This window comes from Clostridium sp. UBA3061 (assembly GCF_002367465.1).
GTDB classification, from domain to species: Bacteria; Bacillota; Clostridia; order Clostridiales; family Clostridiaceae; genus Clostridium_J; species Clostridium_J sulfidigenes.
Window position 1 is genome coordinate 147,416 of the sequence record NZ_DFCF01000012.1, and the last position, 16,343, is coordinate 163,758.

At 30.6% G+C, this 16,343-nt stretch carries 17 protein-coding genes; 16 read left to right on the forward strand and 1 reads right to left on the reverse strand.

Annotated features, from left to right (window positions below):
* Positions 1-134: 134 nt before the first annotated feature.
* The 14 genes from acpP to B2P65_RS11260 all read left to right on the forward strand — a co-directional run bounded on the left by acpP (position 135) and on the right by B2P65_RS11260 (position 13,049).
* Positions 135-365, forward strand: coding sequence for an acyl carrier protein (gene acpP / locus B2P65_RS11195; protein ID WP_035132743.1), 231 nt, complete (start codon positions 135-137; stop codon positions 363-365).
* Between the two features lie 149 nt (positions 366-514).
* Entirely contained in the window at positions 515-1,213 is a 699-nt protein-coding gene (gene rnc / locus B2P65_RS11200; protein ID WP_346848351.1) for a ribonuclease III, read from the forward strand.
* Positions 1,206-2,291, forward strand: coding sequence for an elongator complex protein 3 (locus B2P65_RS11205; RefSeq protein ID WP_346848352.1), 1,086 nt, complete (start codon positions 1,206-1,208; stop codon positions 2,289-2,291). The genes rnc and B2P65_RS11205 overlap by 8 nt, the downstream gene beginning before the upstream one ends.
* 217 nt (positions 2,292-2,508) lie before the next feature.
* Entirely contained in the window at positions 2,509-6,066 is a 3,558-nt protein-coding gene (gene smc / locus B2P65_RS11210) for a chromosome segregation protein SMC (protein WP_346848353.1), read from the forward strand.
* Between the two features lie 11 nt (positions 6,067-6,077).
* Positions 6,078-6,989, forward strand: a complete 912-nt coding sequence (gene ftsY, locus B2P65_RS11215; protein ID WP_346848354.1) for a signal recognition particle-docking protein FtsY — start codon at positions 6,078-6,080, stop codon at positions 6,987-6,989.
* A 70-nt stretch (positions 6,990-7,059) separates the two neighbouring features.
* Positions 7,060-7,407 (forward strand): putative DNA-binding protein, encoded by a 348-nt coding sequence (locus tag B2P65_RS11220; RefSeq protein WP_346848355.1) that lies wholly within the window; start codon positions 7,060-7,062, stop codon positions 7,405-7,407.
* A gap of 11 nt (positions 7,408-7,418) precedes the next feature.
* Positions 7,419-8,780, forward strand: coding sequence for a signal recognition particle protein (gene ffh, locus B2P65_RS11225; RefSeq protein WP_346848356.1), 1,362 nt, complete (start codon positions 7,419-7,421; stop codon positions 8,778-8,780).
* Positions 8,781-8,819: 39 nt separating this feature from the next.
* Complete coding sequence (gene rpsP, locus B2P65_RS11230) at positions 8,820-9,062, forward strand: 30S ribosomal protein S16 (RefSeq protein ID WP_035132758.1); 243 nt, start codon at positions 8,820-8,822, stop codon at positions 9,060-9,062.
* Between the two features lie 29 nt (positions 9,063-9,091).
* On the forward strand, positions 9,092-9,319 hold the full coding sequence (locus tag B2P65_RS11235; RefSeq protein WP_035132761.1) for a KH domain-containing protein: 228 nt from the start codon (positions 9,092-9,094) through the stop codon (positions 9,317-9,319).
* A gap of 250 nt (positions 9,320-9,569) precedes the next feature.
* Positions 9,570-10,067: a ribosome maturation factor RimM gene (gene rimM, locus B2P65_RS11240; RefSeq protein ID WP_346848357.1), complete on the forward strand. Its 498-nt coding sequence runs from the start codon at positions 9,570-9,572 to the stop codon at positions 10,065-10,067.
* Complete coding sequence (gene trmD, locus B2P65_RS11245) at positions 10,067-10,792, forward strand: tRNA (guanosine(37)-N1)-methyltransferase TrmD (protein WP_035132765.1); 726 nt, start codon at positions 10,067-10,069, stop codon at positions 10,790-10,792. Before rimM ends, trmD begins: the two co-directional genes overlap by 1 nt.
* Before the next feature lie 112 nt (positions 10,793-10,904).
* Entirely contained in the window at positions 10,905-11,249 is a 345-nt protein-coding gene (rplS, locus tag B2P65_RS11250) for a 50S ribosomal protein L19 (protein WP_035132767.1), read from the forward strand.
* Between the two features lie 122 nt (positions 11,250-11,371).
* Positions 11,372-12,235, forward strand: coding sequence for a ribosome biogenesis GTPase YlqF (gene ylqF / locus B2P65_RS11255; RefSeq protein WP_035132769.1), 864 nt, complete (start codon positions 11,372-11,374; stop codon positions 12,233-12,235).
* Positions 12,236-12,302: 67 nt separating this feature from the next.
* Positions 12,303-13,049: a ribonuclease HII gene (locus tag B2P65_RS11260; RefSeq protein WP_414632286.1), complete on the forward strand. Its 747-nt coding sequence runs from the start codon at positions 12,303-12,305 to the stop codon at positions 13,047-13,049.
* 67 nt (positions 13,050-13,116) lie between these two features.
* Here B2P65_RS11260 and B2P65_RS11265 read toward each other — a convergent pair whose 3' ends face one another.
* Positions 13,117-13,479 (reverse strand): YraN family protein, encoded by a 363-nt coding sequence (locus B2P65_RS11265; protein ID WP_346848358.1) that lies wholly within the window; start codon positions 13,477-13,479, stop codon positions 13,117-13,119.
* Between the two features lie 164 nt (positions 13,480-13,643).
* On the opposite strand from B2P65_RS11265, the gene B2P65_RS11270 reads away from it, so the two are divergent.
* Together B2P65_RS11270 and dprA are read left to right on the forward strand one after the other, a co-directional pair.
* Complete coding sequence (locus B2P65_RS11270; protein WP_346848359.1) at positions 13,644-15,167, forward strand: YifB family Mg chelatase-like AAA ATPase; 1,524 nt, start codon at positions 13,644-13,646, stop codon at positions 15,165-15,167.
* 18 nt (positions 15,168-15,185) lie between these two features.
* Complete coding sequence (gene dprA, locus B2P65_RS11275) at positions 15,186-16,265, forward strand: DNA-processing protein DprA (RefSeq protein WP_346880167.1); 1,080 nt, start codon at positions 15,186-15,188, stop codon at positions 16,263-16,265.
* Positions 16,266-16,343: the final 78 nt, after the last annotated feature.

A 16,343-nucleotide genomic window follows, 5' to 3' on the forward strand; every position in this document is an offset into this window, starting at 1 on the left:
TTAAAATAAGTGAATAAAATTTTGTAGGTTTAGTATATTATAATATAGTATTTGAAAATAAACAGTTGATTATTATCCAATATGCTATTATATTAAATAGTGATATTATATTGAATTTTTAGGAGGTATATAAAATGTTTGAAAAGATAAGAGCAAAAATCGCGGAGCAACTAAGCATAGATGAAAATGATATAACTATGGACTCTGGATTTGTTGATGATTTAGGAGCAGACTCATTGGACTTAGTTGAGTTAATTATGGCCCTTGAAGAGGAATTTGACATGGAAATCCCTGATGAAGATGCAGAAAAAATAACTAGTGTTGGAGATGTAGTTGACTACATAAAAGCACGAGTAGAAGAATAATATCAGCAGGTTCCGTAGAAATGCGGAACCTTATTTTTAGATTTATTCTTGAATTTATCCACTTGAGTTTATTTACTTGAATAATAATATTAAGTTAGTAGGTTATTTAGATAAATTGAAGAATAAACCTTGGCGAAAGAGGTAAAAAGATGAAAATATTAAAAAGTACATTAGAATTAAAAAATAAATTAGGTATTGACTTTAAAGATTTAACTTTATTACAAACAGCAATAACTCATAGTTCTTACGCTAATGAAAGAAACGCTGCCTTCAATGAACGATTAGAGTTTTTAGGAGATACAGTTTTAGAATTAATTATATCTGAATATTTATTTACTAATCACATAAATGAAACAGAAGGATACCTTACTAAGGTAAGAGCTTTAATTGTATGTGAAAATTCTTTATTTGAAATAGCTAAGAAGTGGGAACTAGGAAAATACATTTATATGAGTAAAGGTGAAGAATTAACCGGTGGTAGAACTAGAGTATCAATTTTAGCTGATGCTGTAGAAGCTATTATTGCTGCAGTATACTTAGATGAAGGACTTTTAGTAACTAAGGAATTTGTCCTTAAAAACTTTAACTCAATTATTATTAAAGCAGTTAAAAATGAGATAATTTTAGACTATAAGACAAAGCTTCAAGAAATATTACAAAAGAATGGAGATGTAGATATTTCTTATTCTCTTATTAATTTTGAAGGACCACCTCATAGAAGAGAATTTTTTGTGAAGGTTTTGATTAATGGAGAAGCTAAAGGAAGTGGCTCAGGGTATAGTAAGAAAGAAGCTGAACAAATGGCCGCTAGGGAAGTTTTAATTAAGAGGGGTGATATTAGTGAGTAAAAATCATTATATTATACCTATATTTGTGCCTCATATAGGATGTCCTCATACTTGTGTGTTTTGTAATCAGGATAGTATTACAGGAGATGCAGGGTCAGCAGGTAGCGCAGGAAATGTAGATGGTGCTTATGTAAAAAAAACCATAGAGGACTATTTAGAAACTATAGATAGTAGTGATGCTATAATTGAGGTATCATTTTTCGGTGGTACTTTTACAGGAATTAATATGTGCATCCAAAGAGACCTATTATCAGTAGCTCAAAACTATAAAAAAATAGGAAAGATTAAATTTATAAGATTGTCCACAAGACCAGATTATATAGACCAAGAGATTTTAGACCACCTAAAAAGTTTTGATGTAGATATTATAGAATTAGGAGTTCAATCCTTAGATGAAGAAGTTTTACATAAATCAGGAAGAGGGCATAGTTCAGAAGATGTGGAGAAGGCGTCGAAATTAATAAAAGAATATGGATTTACCTTAGGGCATCAAATTATGCTAGGACTCCCAGGAGATACAAGAGAGAAGGATATTGAAACTACAAGAAAAAGTATTTCTATGAATCCAGATATCTGTAGGATATACCCATCCCTAGTTATTAAGGAAACTCCTATGGAAAAGCTCTTAAGGGAAGGCTTATATAAACCATATACTTTAGAGGAAGCTGTAGATATAAGTAAGATAGTCTATGGAATGATGGAGGGTAATGATATAAAGGTTATCCGAATTGGACTTCAACCTACAGAGGAGATTAGTGCTGATGGAGATGTGGTAGATGGACCTTTTCATCCTGCTTTTAGAGAGCTGGTGGAGAGTAGTGTCTACTGTGATATGATTTATGATTACTATAAAGATAAAGAAATGGATAAGTTCAAAATATATATAAACCCTAAAGATATATCTAAGCTTTATTCTAATAAAAAGCAATATTTTAATCTGCTTCTAAAAAAATTAAAGAGTAAAGAAATTTTTGTAACTCAAGAAAGAAATATAGGAAAGTCTTCCATAGGGTTTTATAATGGTACAAAGTTAGATATAATTAATCAGAAGGATTATTTAAAACTTAAATATCAATAAAACTTTTGATTATATAGGCTAAAGTAAATATATATTTTAAAGTATCCTAGTAAGATTATAGGATATCTTCTTTAAATTAAAGTTAGGAGTGGATTTTATGAGGATGACTAAGAAGAAAAGAGAAAAGTATATAAAAATAATAACTACTTGTATATGCATTGCTATGGCTGCAGTACTTATTTTACCTATAATCTTAGGAGCTTAGGAGTGTGAATAGATGTTCTTAAAATCTATCGAAATAAGAGGATTCAAATCCTTTGCAGATAAGACAGAGCTTACATTTAAAAAAGGTGTAACTGTAGTTGTAGGTCCCAATGGAAGTGGAAAAAGTAATATCTCAGATGCTGTAAGGTGGGTGCTGGGTGAACAAAGTATTAGGAATCTTAGAGGAGATAAAATGGAAGATGTAATCTTTGCAGGTACTCAATATAGAAAACCTGTAGGGCTTGCTCAAGTTTCTCTTACTTTAGATAATAGCGATTCTGACTTAGATATAGCCTATTCTCAGGTAACCGTTGCAAGAAGATTATATAGATCAGGTGAAAGTGAGTATTTAATAAATAATACTGTGTGTAGATTAAAAGATGTACAAGCTTTATTTATGGATACAGGTATAGGTAAGGAAGGATATTCATTAATAGGACAAGGTAAAATTGATGCAATCTTAAGTGCTAAGTCAGAGGATAGAAGAAAGTTATTAGAAGAGGCCGCAGGTATAGTAAAATATAAAACAAGAAAAGAAGAGGCTGAGAAGAAACTAGATAACACGGAGCAAAATCTTATTAGAATAAATGATATTATTTCTACCTATGAAGAAAGGCTTCCATCCTTAGAAGAAGATTGTGAAAAAGCCAAAATATTTTTAGAAGCTTCTAAAGAGATAAAAGTAAAGGAAGTTAATATAATCATAGATTTTTTGGAAAAAACTAAAATTAACATAGATAGATACAACAACACAATAAATGCTGTAACTACAGATATAGAAACCTTGAAGAAAGAAAAATATGAATTAAAACTAGCTTATGAAAATAATAATGAAGAGCTAGAAGCTTTAAATAATATTTTAGAAGAAAAGAAAAAGATTTATTATGAAAGTCAAAATAAACATCAAGGAGTAATTGGAGAAGTTAAACTCTTTGAAGAAAAAATATTACATTTAGAAGACAGTATAAATAGATTAAACAGTGAAATACTGCAAAAAAATCAATATCTTGAAGAGTCGTATTTGAAAATAGAAAACCAAAGAAAGAGTATTGCTGCCTTAAAAGAAGAAGAATTAGACATAAATAATAAAATAGAAAAAAAACAATTAGAATTAACAAATGTATTAAATAGTGTGACTAGTGATAATAATAAATTGAAGGAATTAGAAGAGATAAAATTCAAGTATTATAATAATATTAATTCTAAAACTAGCGAAATAGATATTTTAAAAAATAATATCGAAATTAGTAGTGGAAATGTAGAAAATTTAATATTAGATGTTCAAACTTTTAAAAATTCTATATTAATAAATAACAAGACTAAGAATCATTTAATAGAAGAAGAGAATAAGGCTAGTATTAGTATTGAGAAATATGAAGAGGAAGTTAAGGAAAATAGAAAAAAACTATCTAAGTGTAAGCATGACTTAGAGATCTTAGAAAAAAAATTAAAAGAAATATTGAGAGAGCAAGGAAATAAAGAAGCTAGGCTAAATGCTTTGGTAACTTTAGAGAATTCCTATGAAGGATACAATAGATCTGTAAAACTTCTAATGCAACACATAGAGAATAGTAAAGATTATAGAGCAAATGAGGATTGCTATGTACTTGGAGATATAATAAAGGTTCCAGAGAGATTTGAAAGAGCTATAGAGATTGCTATGGGAGCTAGCATATCTAATATTGTCACCAAGGATGAACACATAGCAAAAAATCTTATTAATTACTTGAAAAGTAGTAAAATAGGAAGAGCAACCTTTATGCCTATAAATATAGTAAAGGGTAAGAACCTATTGGTAGATAAAACTGTAAGGGATACTAAGGGATATATAGGCATAGCTAGTGAACTTATAGAATTTGAAGATAAATTTAAGGGTGTAATCGATCAAGTTTTGGGCAAAACTCTTGTATGTGATACTATGGATAATGGACTGCATATATCTAAAGTTTGTGGCTATAAATATAGAATTGTTACTTTAGATGGAGAAGTCTTTAATCCGGGGGGATCACTAACGGGAGGAAGTTATTCTAAAAATGCTAACGTAATTGGTAGAAAGAGAGAAATTGAAAAATTAACTGAGGAAGTAGAAGAAAGTCACGGAGTAGTTGCTCTTAAAAATGAAGAAATAACATCAGTTAATGTTAAGATTAAAGAACTAGATGATAGAGGTCTTAACTTAAGAGATGAAATACATTACGAGAGTATTAATATAACAAAGATTAAGGGTGAAATATCAAGGGTTACAGAAGAGGAACTAAGAAACAAAAGAGAACTTCAAAAAGCTAGCGAAAATCTGGGTAAGGAAGAGGAGAAAATTAAAGCCTTAAAAGCTAAATTAACTTTTTCACAGCAGGAATTAACTGAGCTTAAAGATAAGGTAATTGAATTAGAAGGTCAATATGATGAGCATAACAATAAAACTAAAGGCAAAAATTTATATATAGATGCCATTAAAGATGAATTAACCTCTATAAAAATAAATAAAGCAAAGCTTTTAGAAGTTATAAGTAATAATATTCAAGAATTAGATAGGATGACCCAGGCAGTAGATATTGAGAAAAGGCTAATTGAAAGCAATTTAAAAAATATAGAAACATCCACTTTAGCTAAGGAAGAATATAGAATAAACATATCTAAAAGTACTGAAAATACTAAGGAAATTATTAAGTTACTTAAAGAGTTAGAGCAGTTTTTTGAAGAAACCCAAGTAGAAAAGTTAAAGATAAAAGATAAAATTCCAGTTATAACTTCAAAAATTGAAGATATTGATTTACAATTAGATAAACTAGAAAAAGAAATTCATAAAAATCAGATTTCTTTGGCTAAAATTGAATCAGAAGAAGAAGTTCTATTGAAAAAGCTTAATGAAGAGTATAATCTTACCTTTGCAGAAGGATTAAGTTTTAAACTAGAGGGTTATGATATAGCTATATTAAAGAATGAAGTTGCAGAATTGAAAAAGAGAATAACTGCTCTTGGAGTAGTTAACCTAGGAGCCATAGAAGAATTTAAAGAAGTAAATGAAAAGTATACTTTTATGAGCACACAGAGGGAAGATTTAGTTAAGTCTAAGGAAGAAATAATTGAATTCATAGGCGAGATAACTGAAAAGATGAGAGATGTGTTTATGGAGAATTTTAAGCAGCTCAGGATTTACTTCAATGATACTTTTAAGGAGTTATTTAAGGGTGGAAGTGCTGATTTAAGTCTTCAAGGTGATGATGAGCTAACCTGTAAGATTGAAATAGATGTAGAGCCACCAGGAAAAAAACTTCAAAATATAAATCTACTTTCAGGAGGAGAGAAGGTTTTATCAGCCATTGCACTACTATTTGCAATACTAAAGATGAAGCCAACTCCATTCTGTATACTAGATGAGATTGAGGCTGCGTTAGATGATGCTAATGTACTTAGATATGGAGAATTTTTAAAAAAATTCTCTGAAAACATACAATTCATAGTAATAACTCACAGAAAAGGAACCATGGAAACCAGTGATATGATTTATGGAGTTACTATGGAAGAAAAGGGCGTATCTAAGGTAGTATCCATGGAATTTAATAAGGAATAAGGAGGATTAATATGTTTGGAGGATTTTTTGATAAGTTAAAACAGGGGCTTAGCAAAACTAGAAATACTATAAATGATGCAGTGACTCAAGTATTAAAACTTGCAGTTACAATAGATGATGATTTATATGAAGAACTAGAAGAAGTATTAATAACTAGCGATATAGGGGTAGAAACCTCAGTAGAAATTATTGAAAGGCTTAGAAAAAAGGTTGTTTCTGAAAGAATCAATGATACTGAAGAAATACTTCCAGCTATGAAATCTATAATTATGGATATGCTAGGAGACTATGAAACCTCAATAATACCTGAATCAACACCAGAAGTAAGATTAGTCATTGGTGTTAATGGAGTAGGAAAAACTACATCAATTGGAAAAATGGCTGCTAGAATAAAAAATAATAATTATAAGGTTTTATTAGCAGCAGCAGATACTTTTAGAGCGGCAGCTATAGATCAATTAGAAGTTTGGAGTAATAGAGCTAATGTGGATCTGATAAAACATCAAGAGGGTTCAGATCCAGCAGCTGTTATATACGATGCAGTACAGGCTGCAAAGGCTAGAAAAGTTGATGTGTTAATTTGTGATACTGCAGGTAGACTTCATAATAAGAAAAATCTTATGGATGAACTTGGAAAGATTAATAGAGTTATCGATAGAGAGTATGGAGAAGCTAAAAAGGAAACTTTACTAGTTTTAGATGCTACTACTGGACAAAATGCAGTTATTCAAGCAAAACAATTTATGGAGGTATGTCCTATAGATGGTATAATTCTAACAAAGCTAGATGGTACAGCTAAGGGTGGTATAGTTATCTCTATAAAACATACTTTAAATATTCCAGTTAGATATATAGGAGTAGGGGAAGGTATAGATGATCTTCAAGAATTTAATTCTAGAGATTTTGTAGAAGCTTTATTTTAACTGTTAAGTAAAAATACTTGACAGCTTAAAATTAATTTGTTAATATAAGTTTTGTGAGTTGGGTGATTATATGGAAAAAAGAGTTGAAATATCAATTTTACTAGATTTTTATAACTCATTACTTACTGATAAACAAAGAGATATTATGGATTTATATTATAATAATGACTTATCTCTATCAGAAATAGCAGAAGTTAATAATACTAGTAGGCAAGCAATTCATGACTTAATTAAAAGATGTGGTAATCTTTTAGAAGAGTATGAAAGTAAACTTCACTTAATGAAAAAAACCTTAGCTATAGAAAACTCTAAGACTGAAATTATTAACAAATTAAAAGGGTTAAAAGGTACTACTTCTGAAGAAAATATAAAAAAAGAAATAGACCATATAATTAAAGATATAGAAGAGAATGTATAGGAGGTTTTCATATGGCTTTTGAAGGACTATCTTCCAAATTACAAGAGACCATAAAAAAGCTAAAGGGTAAAGGTAAGCTTTCAGAGAAAGATATTAAAGAAGCTATGAGAGAAGTAAAACTTGCTCTTTTAGAAGCGGATGTAAATTATAAAGTTGTTAAAAACTTTGTAAAGTCTGTCAGTGAAAAATGTCTTGGTGATCAAGTTATGGAAAGTTTAACACCAGGTCAGCAAGTAGTTAAAATAGTTAATGAAGAATTAACTGAGTTAATGGGAACCACTGAAAAGAAAATAGAATTTGTCAACAATGGAATAACAATGATAATGTTAGTTGGTCTCCAAGGTGCAGGTAAAACAACCATGGCAGGAAAGCTGGCTCTAAATCTTAGAAAAAGCAATAAAAAGCCATTACTAGTAGCCTGTGACGTTTATAGACCAGCAGCTATAAAACAACTACAAGTTGTAGGAAAGTCAATAGATGTACCTGTATTCACTATGGGAGATAAAAAAAGCCCAGTAGATATTTCAAAAGCTTCCATTGAACATGCTAAGAGCATTGGAGCTAATGTAGTTATCGTGGATACGGCAGGAAGACTTCACATAGATGAAGCGCTAATGGGAGAACTTGAAGATATAAAAGCTTCAATAAATCCATCAGAAATTTTATTAGTTGTAGATGCTATGACAGGTCAAGATGCAGTAAATGTAGCTGAAACCTTTAATAATACACTAGATATTACAGGAGTTATCGTTACCAAGTTGGATGGTGATACCAGAGGTGGTGCTGCACTATCAATTAAGGCAATCACTGAAAAACCTATAAAATATGTAGGTATGGGAGAGAAGATGACAGATTTGGAAATCTTCCACCCAGAGAGAATGGCATCAAGAATACTTGGTATGGGAGATGTACTTTCTTTAATTGAGAAAGCTCAATCAGCTATCGATGAGAAGAAAGCTACAGAACTCGGTAACAGAATGATGAATCAAGAATTCAATCTTGAGGACTTTTTAGAGACTATGAATCAAATGAAAAATTTAGGACCTATGGGCAAGTTGGTTGAAATGATTCCAGGCTTTAATGCAAAGGAATTAAAGGGTGTAGATTTTTCACAAAGTGAGAAAAATATGGGCAGCATGGAAGCAATAATACATTCCATGACTACAAAGGAAAGAAAAAATCCAAGCATAGTGTCTTCTTCTCCATCTAGAAAGAAGAGAATTGCAGATGGTTCAGGTTCAACTATTCAAGCAGTAAATAAACTTTTAAAAGACTTCGAGATGATGAAAAAAATGATGAAACAGATGAAGGGCATGGGAGGCAAGGCTGGTAAATTTGGTAAAAAAGGCTTGTTTGGAAAATTACCTTTCTAAGTTCAAATACACATAACCTTTGAAGGAGGTGAAAATATAATGGCAGTAAAAATAAGATTAAGAAGAATGGGTGCTAAAAAAGCTCCTTTCTACAGAATAGTTGTTGCTGATTCAAGATCTCCAAGAGATGGAAGATTTGTTGAAGAGATTGGATACTACAATCCAACTACAGAGCCAGTAACTGTTAAAATCGATGAAGAGAAAGCAGTTAAATGGGTAAAAAATGGAGCTCAACCAACAGACACAGTTAAAAGACTTTTCAACAATGCGGGAATAAAATAGGAAAGTTTAATTGATTGGAGGCGCAATCCATGAAAGAATTACTTACAATTATTGCAAGGTCATTAGTTGATAACCCTGATTCAGTGCAAGTAAATGAAATTGCTGGAGAGCATTCTATAATTTTAGAATTAAAGGTTGCTGAAGAAGATATGGGGAAAGTAATTGGAAAACAGGGAAGAATAGCTAAGTCTATTAGAACTGTTGTTAAAGCAGCAGCGATTAAAGAAAATAAAAGAGTTGTTGTAGAAATAATATAAGAGTTAGGAATACCTAGCTCTTATTTTTTTATATATTGTAGTTGACAAGAATTACAAAGAATTATTATAATAAACAGAGTTCTTAGCTTCTTTGAAGGTTAGAAATCGTTATCCAGGGACGTAGTAGCTCTTAACTGCCGACTTAAGAATAAGGAGGGAGTATTAGAGCTAATAGTCATCGGGTAAACTGAGTTTATGAAAAAATTTTGTGTTAATAATATTAAGTAATTAAATAGTGAGGAGATATATGATGAGGGAATTGATGAGCGTTGGGCAGATAACTAAGCCCCATGGAGTAAGAGGAGAAGTTAAGGTACTTTCTCTAACAGATAGCTTAGAAAGATTTAGAGACTTAGATAAGGTATACATAGATGATAAAGAAATAAAAATTACATCAGTTAAGCTTCAAAAGGATAGAGCTATATTAAAAATAGAAGGAATTGATTCTATTGAAGAAGCCGAAATTTATAGAAATAAATATCTTCAAGTAAAAAGAGAAGATGCTATAAAATTACCAGAGGGTAGCTACTATGTTGCAGATTTAATGGATTGTTATGTTTATGATACAGATGGAGAAGAATTAGGGAAAATATATGATGTTATTGCAACGGGAAGTAATGATGTATATTGGATTAAATCAGAAGGAAAAGAAGACGTGCTAGTTCCTGCTTTAAAGACAATTGTAGAAGAAGTAGATATAGAAAATAATAAAATTGTAATAAAACCAGTGAAGGTATGGTCTGAATAATGAAGATAGATATATTAACTTTATTTCCAGAGATGTTTCAGGTATTTAATCATAGTATCATAGGAAATGCTATGGAAAAAGGAATATTATCTATAAATACTACTAATATAAGAGACTTCTCTACTAATAAACATAAAAAGGTTGATGATTACCCTTATGGGGGTGGAGCAGGCATGGTGATGACCCCAGAACCCATTGTGAACTCCATAAAACATCTAAGAGAAAATAATAAAGGAAAAGTTATATTTTTAGGTCCTAGAGGTAAGACTTTAAATCAAGAGTTATGTAAAGAACTTGCCAAAGAGGAGGAATTAATATTTTTATGTGGTCATTACGAAGGTATAGATGAGCGAGTATATAAATATATAGATATGGAAATTTCTCTAGGGGATTTTGTTTTAACAGGGGGAGAAATGGCTTGCATACCTGTAGTTGATAGTATTGCTAGAATGATCCCAGGAGTTCTATCCTGTAATGAGAGTTATGAAGAAGAATCCTTTTATGAAGGATTATTAGAATATCCTCAATATACAAGACCTTTTTCCTTTGAAGGAGATGAAGTTCCAGAGGTATTAATATCTGGGCATCACGAAAATGTAAGAAAGTGGCGAAGACTTAAATCATTACTGATTACAAAGGAGAGAAGAAGGGACTTATATAAAAATGTAGAACTGACTAAAGAAGATAAAAAGCTGCTGGAGAATCATCATAAAAAGGATAAATAATATTGCACATTGAAATATTATGTGATAAAATGAGGATTGTGCTAGTACGGGCGGTCCTCTGTCACCCAATGTGAGTAAGAACGTCATAATAAATTTTAGGAGGGAATGCACAATGTTAGATATAATAAAAGCTATAGAAGCAGAACAATTAAGAACTGACTTACCTGAGTTCAATGTAGGAGATACAGTTAAAGTTCACATCAGAATTAAAGAAGGTAACAAAGAAAGAGTTCAAATATTTGAAGGTACCGTTCTTAAAAGACAAAATGGTGGAGCTAGAGAAACTTTTACAGTAAGAAGATTTGCATCAGGAGTTGGAGTTGAAAAAACTTTCCCAATAAATACGCCTGTTATAGAAAAAATCGACGTAGTTAGAAGAGGAAAAGTAAGAAGAGCTAAATTATTCTACTTAAGAGATAGAGTAGGTAAGGCTGCTAAAGTAAAAGAGAGAATGTAAGAAAATGGGGCTAGATAGTCCCTTTTTTTATTACATATATAGAAGTATTTATTATAAATGTGGTGAATACTAAAATAGTTAATTTAATATATCTAATTATAAAATTCTTAGGAGTGAGATAAATGAGTATAAACTGGTTTCCTGGACATATGGCAAAGACCAGAAGAGAAATAAAAGAAAATTTAAAGTTAGTAGATGCAATAATAGAAATTCGTGATGCAAGAATAGCTTATTCAAGTTCTAATCCAGACATTGAAGATATCTGTAGCGAGAAACCTAGAATAATATTATTTAATAAAAGCGATCTTAGTGAAGAATATGTAACAAAGAAGTGGGTAAATAAATTATCAGATGATAAAACTAGAGTATTGTCTGTTAATTGCCTTACAGGATCAGGGCTTAACAAAATTAAACCCACTCTAGAAGAGCTTTTGAAAGAGAAGCATGATAGACTTAAAAGTAAAGGCGTAGTAAATATTATTACCAGAGTAATGGTTGTTGGAATCCCTAATGTAGGAAAATCTACATTTATAAATAGGATGGCAAAAAACAGTGCTGCTAAAACGGGAGATAGACCTGGTGTTACAAAGAGTAAACAATGGATAAAAACAAAGATGGGTATAGAACTTATGGATACTCCAGGGGTTTTATGGCCTAAATTTGAAGACGATACAGTAGGGCTTAATTTAGCCTTTACTGGAGCTATAAAGGATGAAATAATGGATGTTGAGGAATTGGCATTAAAGCTTATAGAAAGACTTCAAAGTACACATGGATCAAGGCTAGTGGAGAGATATAAGCTTAAAGAATTAGACGAAAATCCTCTTACTAATATGGATAACATAGGTAAAAAAAGAGGTGCTATAATTTCAGGGGGCAACATAGATTATAATAGAGTAGCTGTAATGCTATTAGATGAATTTAGGGGGGGGAAGTTAGGTCCTATTTCACTAGAGGTACCTGATACAGAAAATAAATATGAGTAGTATAAATTTTTTAAAAGAAATTAAAACTATGAGATTTAACGATATAAAATCTTCTGTTCGTGGGTTTATGTCATTAAAAGATGTAAGTAGCCATGAGGCAGATTATGAAGCTATATATCAAGTATTAAACAATGATCATAGGAAAAATGTAAGAGCTTTAGGAGAAACCCTAAGAAAATATGTGGAGCATTATAAAAATGAATATGCTAGAGTAGAAAAATTATATGATTTTGATAAAAGCTATGGATATGATATTGTAGCTGGTGTAGATGAGGTTGGAAGAGGTCCATTAGCAGGGCCTATAGTTGCTGCTGCAGTAGTTCTTAACAATAATTCAAGAAATTTAATATTACGAATAAATGATTCCAAGAAGTTAACTAAAGAAGTAAGAGAAGAGTTAAGTGATATAATAAAAAAAGAAGCAATAAGTTATTCTATAGCCCTAAAAACCAACAGAGAAATAGATAAAGAAGGCATAGGATTTTGTAACAATGAAATTTTCAAGATGGCTGTGAGAGAACTAAAAGTTACTCCTGATATAGTATTATCAGATGGATATACTATAAGAGAATTTAACATTAGAAATGAAGCTGTAATTAAAGGAGACACTAAAAGTGCTGCCATTGCGTGTGCCTCTATAATAGCTAAAGTATATAGAGATAATTTAATGGAAGAGTATAGTAAGAAGTATACACAATATCACTTTGATAAAAATGTAGGATATGGTACTAAAGAACATATAGATGTAATAATTTGTCATGGTAGCTGTCCAATTCATAGAGAAAGTTTTCTGAAAAATATACTTAACAAATAATTAATAAAATAAAAAATACCTGAATAAAAAAGTTATCTAATTACTTTTTTATTCAGGTATTTACTTTTTAGAAAGCATTTTTAATCAGTGTAATATTAGGGGATTCACCAGAAGAAATCAGTGTTACCTCTATGGCATCAAATCTAAAATAAGATTTATGTATATTTTTTAAACAAATATAATATTGTGCAGTTTTATACAATTTTCTTTTTTTAGCATTAGTGATACTTTCTAATGGGGTACCGTATCTTTTGCTATATCGAGTTTTTACCTCTATAAAGCAAATATAATTATTATCCTTAGCTATAATATCAATTTCCCCTAACTTACATAAAAAGTTTTCTTCTAATATTATATATCCCTTTTTTTCAATATATTCTCTAGCTAGATTTTCTCCATAATTACCTATAGTTTTATTTAAAATCTTCATTTAAAACTCCCTTTAATGCAAAGAACTCTGTCTACATCTTAGACAATATAATCCAAAGCTAAACTTTGATTTAATTAAAATTTTTACAAAGTTGATTTATTCTAAATTCAATGGTCAATACTTACACTATTAAAGTTGGAAATTTATATTTAGAGGGTGAAATTATGTCAATTCAAATAAAGACTGCAGCTTTTTCTGGAGTGGAAGGTATATTAATTAATGTAGAGGTAGATATCACCTATGGGTTACCTAATTTTAATATTGTAGGTTTAGGGGATACTGCTGTAAAAGAATCTAAGGATAGAGTTAGATCAGCTATAACCAATTCTTCTTTAGATTTTCCAATTAGTAGAATAACTATAAATTTAGCTCCAGCTCATATACGAAAGGAAGGCTCACACTATGATTTACCTATAGCTGTAGGAATTCTTTTAGCAACTAATCAACTTTTCTTAGAAGAGCCAGATAATTTTATATTTATGGGTGAGTTGTCCTTAAATGGAAATGTAAATAAAATTAAAGGGGCTCTTCCCATTGTAATTGAAGGTATAAAACATGGAGTAAAGAACTATATAGTACCTATTGAAAATAAAGATGAATGTGCTTGTATTGAAGAAGCCAATATATATCCTATTAGGAATTTGAGTGAGGTAATTCATCTTTTTACTTATAAGGATGTAAAACCCTATACATTTACCAGTAGAGAAAAGTATAAAAATAATAATTGTCCATTAGATTTTGAAGATGTCATAGGACAGCAAGCAGCTAAAAGAGCATTGGAGGTTGCTGTAGCAGGAAATCATAATGTACTTATGTATGGAACTCCAGGATCGGGAAAAACTATGCTGGCAGAGAGGGTTATTTCTATTATGCCGCCTCTTACCGATGACGAAGCTCTAGAGGTTACGAAGATATATAGTATTAGTGGAGAGCTTAAGGATGAGGGATTAATGGGAAATAGACCCTTTAGGAATCCTCATCATACAATTACTAGTACTGCTTTAATTGGTGGTGGCAGAAACCCCTCAGCAGGAGAAGTATCTTTAGCTCACAATGGAGTGTTATTCCTAGATGAAATATTAGAATTTGATAAAAGGGCTCTTCAAGTTCTAAGACAGCCTTTAGAGAATAAGAGGGTAAGAATTTCAAGAGTAAATGGAACAATAACTTATCCAGCGGATTTTATGCTTGTGGCAGCTATGAATCCGTGCAACTGTGGGATGTATGGAAGTGAAACAAGGTTATGTAAATGTAGTGATAGCGAAGTGAAAAGATATTTATCTAGATTATCTGGACCTTTATTAGAGAGAATAGATATTTTCACTCCAGTAAACTCCATATCCTATGAGACTATAAATAGTGATAAAAAAGAAGAAAAATCAGAGGTTATGGCCCTTAGGATAGAAAGAGCAAGGGAGATACAAAGTGAAAGATTTAGGAATGAACATATAAAATGTAATAACGATATGTCTTCTAGTCATATAAAAAAGTACTGTAAGCTTAATGGGGATTCTAATAGGATTCTTGAATATACCTACAAAAAATACGGACTTAGTACTAGAGTTTATAATAGGATTTTAAAAGTAGCTAGAACTATTGCGGATTTAGATGGTAATAAATCCATAGAAGAAAATCATATTATTGAAGCACTTCAATATAGGAAGTACATAAGGGAAGATATAATATAAGGAATTAGGAGAGTATAGATGGTCGATTTATTTAAATTATGGATTATTACTACGGAAGTATCTAATAATATGAAAAAATACATTTATGATGAATATCATGATTTTGATACCTTGAGAAAAATGGTGATTAATGATAATATGACACTATTGCCTAAAAAAATTGTAGAAAAGTTTCAAAAGTCATATATAAAAATTGAAGAGTTGGCTGTTGAAGAATGTAAATCCATTAAGGATATACATGTTTGTACTATTTATGATATAGATTATCCTATAAGTTTACTGCAGTATGAGGATGCACCTTTTGGTATATTTTACAAGGGTAATATTTCGATGGTTAATGAAAAAAAGAATATTTCTATTGTGGGTTCTAGAAAGTGTACTAGATATGGGATAGACGTAACTAATAGTATGGTGGAACAGTTAGGTCCTTATGAAATAAATATTGTAAGTGGTATGGCCAAAGGTATTGATTCTGTAGCTCATAGGGCCGCAATAAAGAACAACATTAATACAATTGCAGTTTTAGGTAGTGGCATTGATGTTATATATCCTAAAGAAAACTATAGACTTTACCATGAAGTTTTAGAAAACAGTGGTTGTATAATTAGTGAGTTCCCATTGGGAACACCACCTTTAAGTAGAAATTTTCCAATGAGAAATAGAATTATTAGTGGTATGTGTGAATTGTTAGTTGTCACTGAAGGCGGAGAAAAAAGTGGGACGCTAATTACTGTAGGAGCAGCTTTAGAGCAAGGGAAAAATATAATTGTTGTGCCAGGGAGTATATTCTCCAGTGAAAGTAAAGGGACTAATAAATTAATAAAAGATGGTGCCTATGTTTATACAGACATAGAAGATGTGTTGAATTTATTGAATATTTCTAGAGTTTCCATAGATAATAAAAATATAACTACTGTAAAAAGCAAATTAGAGGAAAGAATATATCAAGTTATAGATGATAATCCTATACACATTGATAAAATAATTAAATTAGTTGATGTTGACATTAATCGATTATATAAGTTATTATTTGAGTTGCAAGTAAAAGAGGAGATTTTATGTTTAAGTGGAAACTTTTATGTTAGAATTAATAAATAGTTAAAAATTTATGAAATATTTAATAAGGTTTGTATATTATGACTTGCAATGAGATAATAATATTTTAAAATATAGTAG

What these genes read in the sequence shown, in the direction of transcription:
- acpP (WP_035132743.1), top strand. Translation starts at nt 135, where the DNA reads ATGTTTGAAAAGATAAGAGCAAAAATCGCGGAGCAACTAAGCATAGAT.
- rnc (WP_346848351.1), top strand. Translation starts at nt 515, where the DNA reads ATGAAAATATTAAAAAGTACATTAGAATTAAAAAATAAATTAGGTATT.
- smc (WP_346848353.1), top strand. Translation starts at nt 2,509, where the DNA reads ATGTTCTTAAAATCTATCGAAATAAGAGGATTCAAATCCTTTGCAGAT.
- ftsY (WP_346848354.1), top strand. Translation starts at nt 6,078, where the DNA reads ATGTTTGGAGGATTTTTTGATAAGTTAAAACAGGGGCTTAGCAAAACT.
- B2P65_RS11220 (WP_346848355.1), top strand. Translation starts at nt 7,060, where the DNA reads ATGGAAAAAAGAGTTGAAATATCAATTTTACTAGATTTTTATAACTCA.
- ffh (WP_346848356.1), top strand. Translation starts at nt 7,419, where the DNA reads ATGGCTTTTGAAGGACTATCTTCCAAATTACAAGAGACCATAAAAAAG.
- rpsP (WP_035132758.1), top strand. Translation starts at nt 8,820, where the DNA reads ATGGCAGTAAAAATAAGATTAAGAAGAATGGGTGCTAAAAAAGCTCCT.
- B2P65_RS11235 (WP_035132761.1), top strand. Translation starts at nt 9,092, where the DNA reads ATGAAAGAATTACTTACAATTATTGCAAGGTCATTAGTTGATAACCCT.
- rimM (WP_346848357.1), top strand. Translation starts at nt 9,570, where the DNA reads ATGAGGGAATTGATGAGCGTTGGGCAGATAACTAAGCCCCATGGAGTA.
- trmD (WP_035132765.1), top strand. Translation starts at nt 10,067, where the DNA reads ATGAAGATAGATATATTAACTTTATTTCCAGAGATGTTTCAGGTATTT.
- rplS (WP_035132767.1), top strand. Translation starts at nt 10,905, where the DNA reads ATGTTAGATATAATAAAAGCTATAGAAGCAGAACAATTAAGAACTGAC.
- ylqF (WP_035132769.1), top strand. Translation starts at nt 11,372, where the DNA reads ATGAGTATAAACTGGTTTCCTGGACATATGGCAAAGACCAGAAGAGAA.
- B2P65_RS11260 (WP_414632286.1), top strand. Translation starts at nt 12,303, where the DNA reads ATGTCATTAAAAGATGTAAGTAGCCATGAGGCAGATTATGAAGCTATA.
- B2P65_RS11265 (WP_346848358.1), bottom strand. Translation starts at nt 13,479, where the DNA reads ATGAAGATTTTAAATAAAACTATAGGTAATTATGGAGAAAATCTAGCT.
- B2P65_RS11270 (WP_346848359.1), top strand. Translation starts at nt 13,644, where the DNA reads ATGTCAATTCAAATAAAGACTGCAGCTTTTTCTGGAGTGGAAGGTATA.
- dprA (WP_346880167.1), top strand. Translation starts at nt 15,186, where the DNA reads ATGGTCGATTTATTTAAATTATGGATTATTACTACGGAAGTATCTAAT.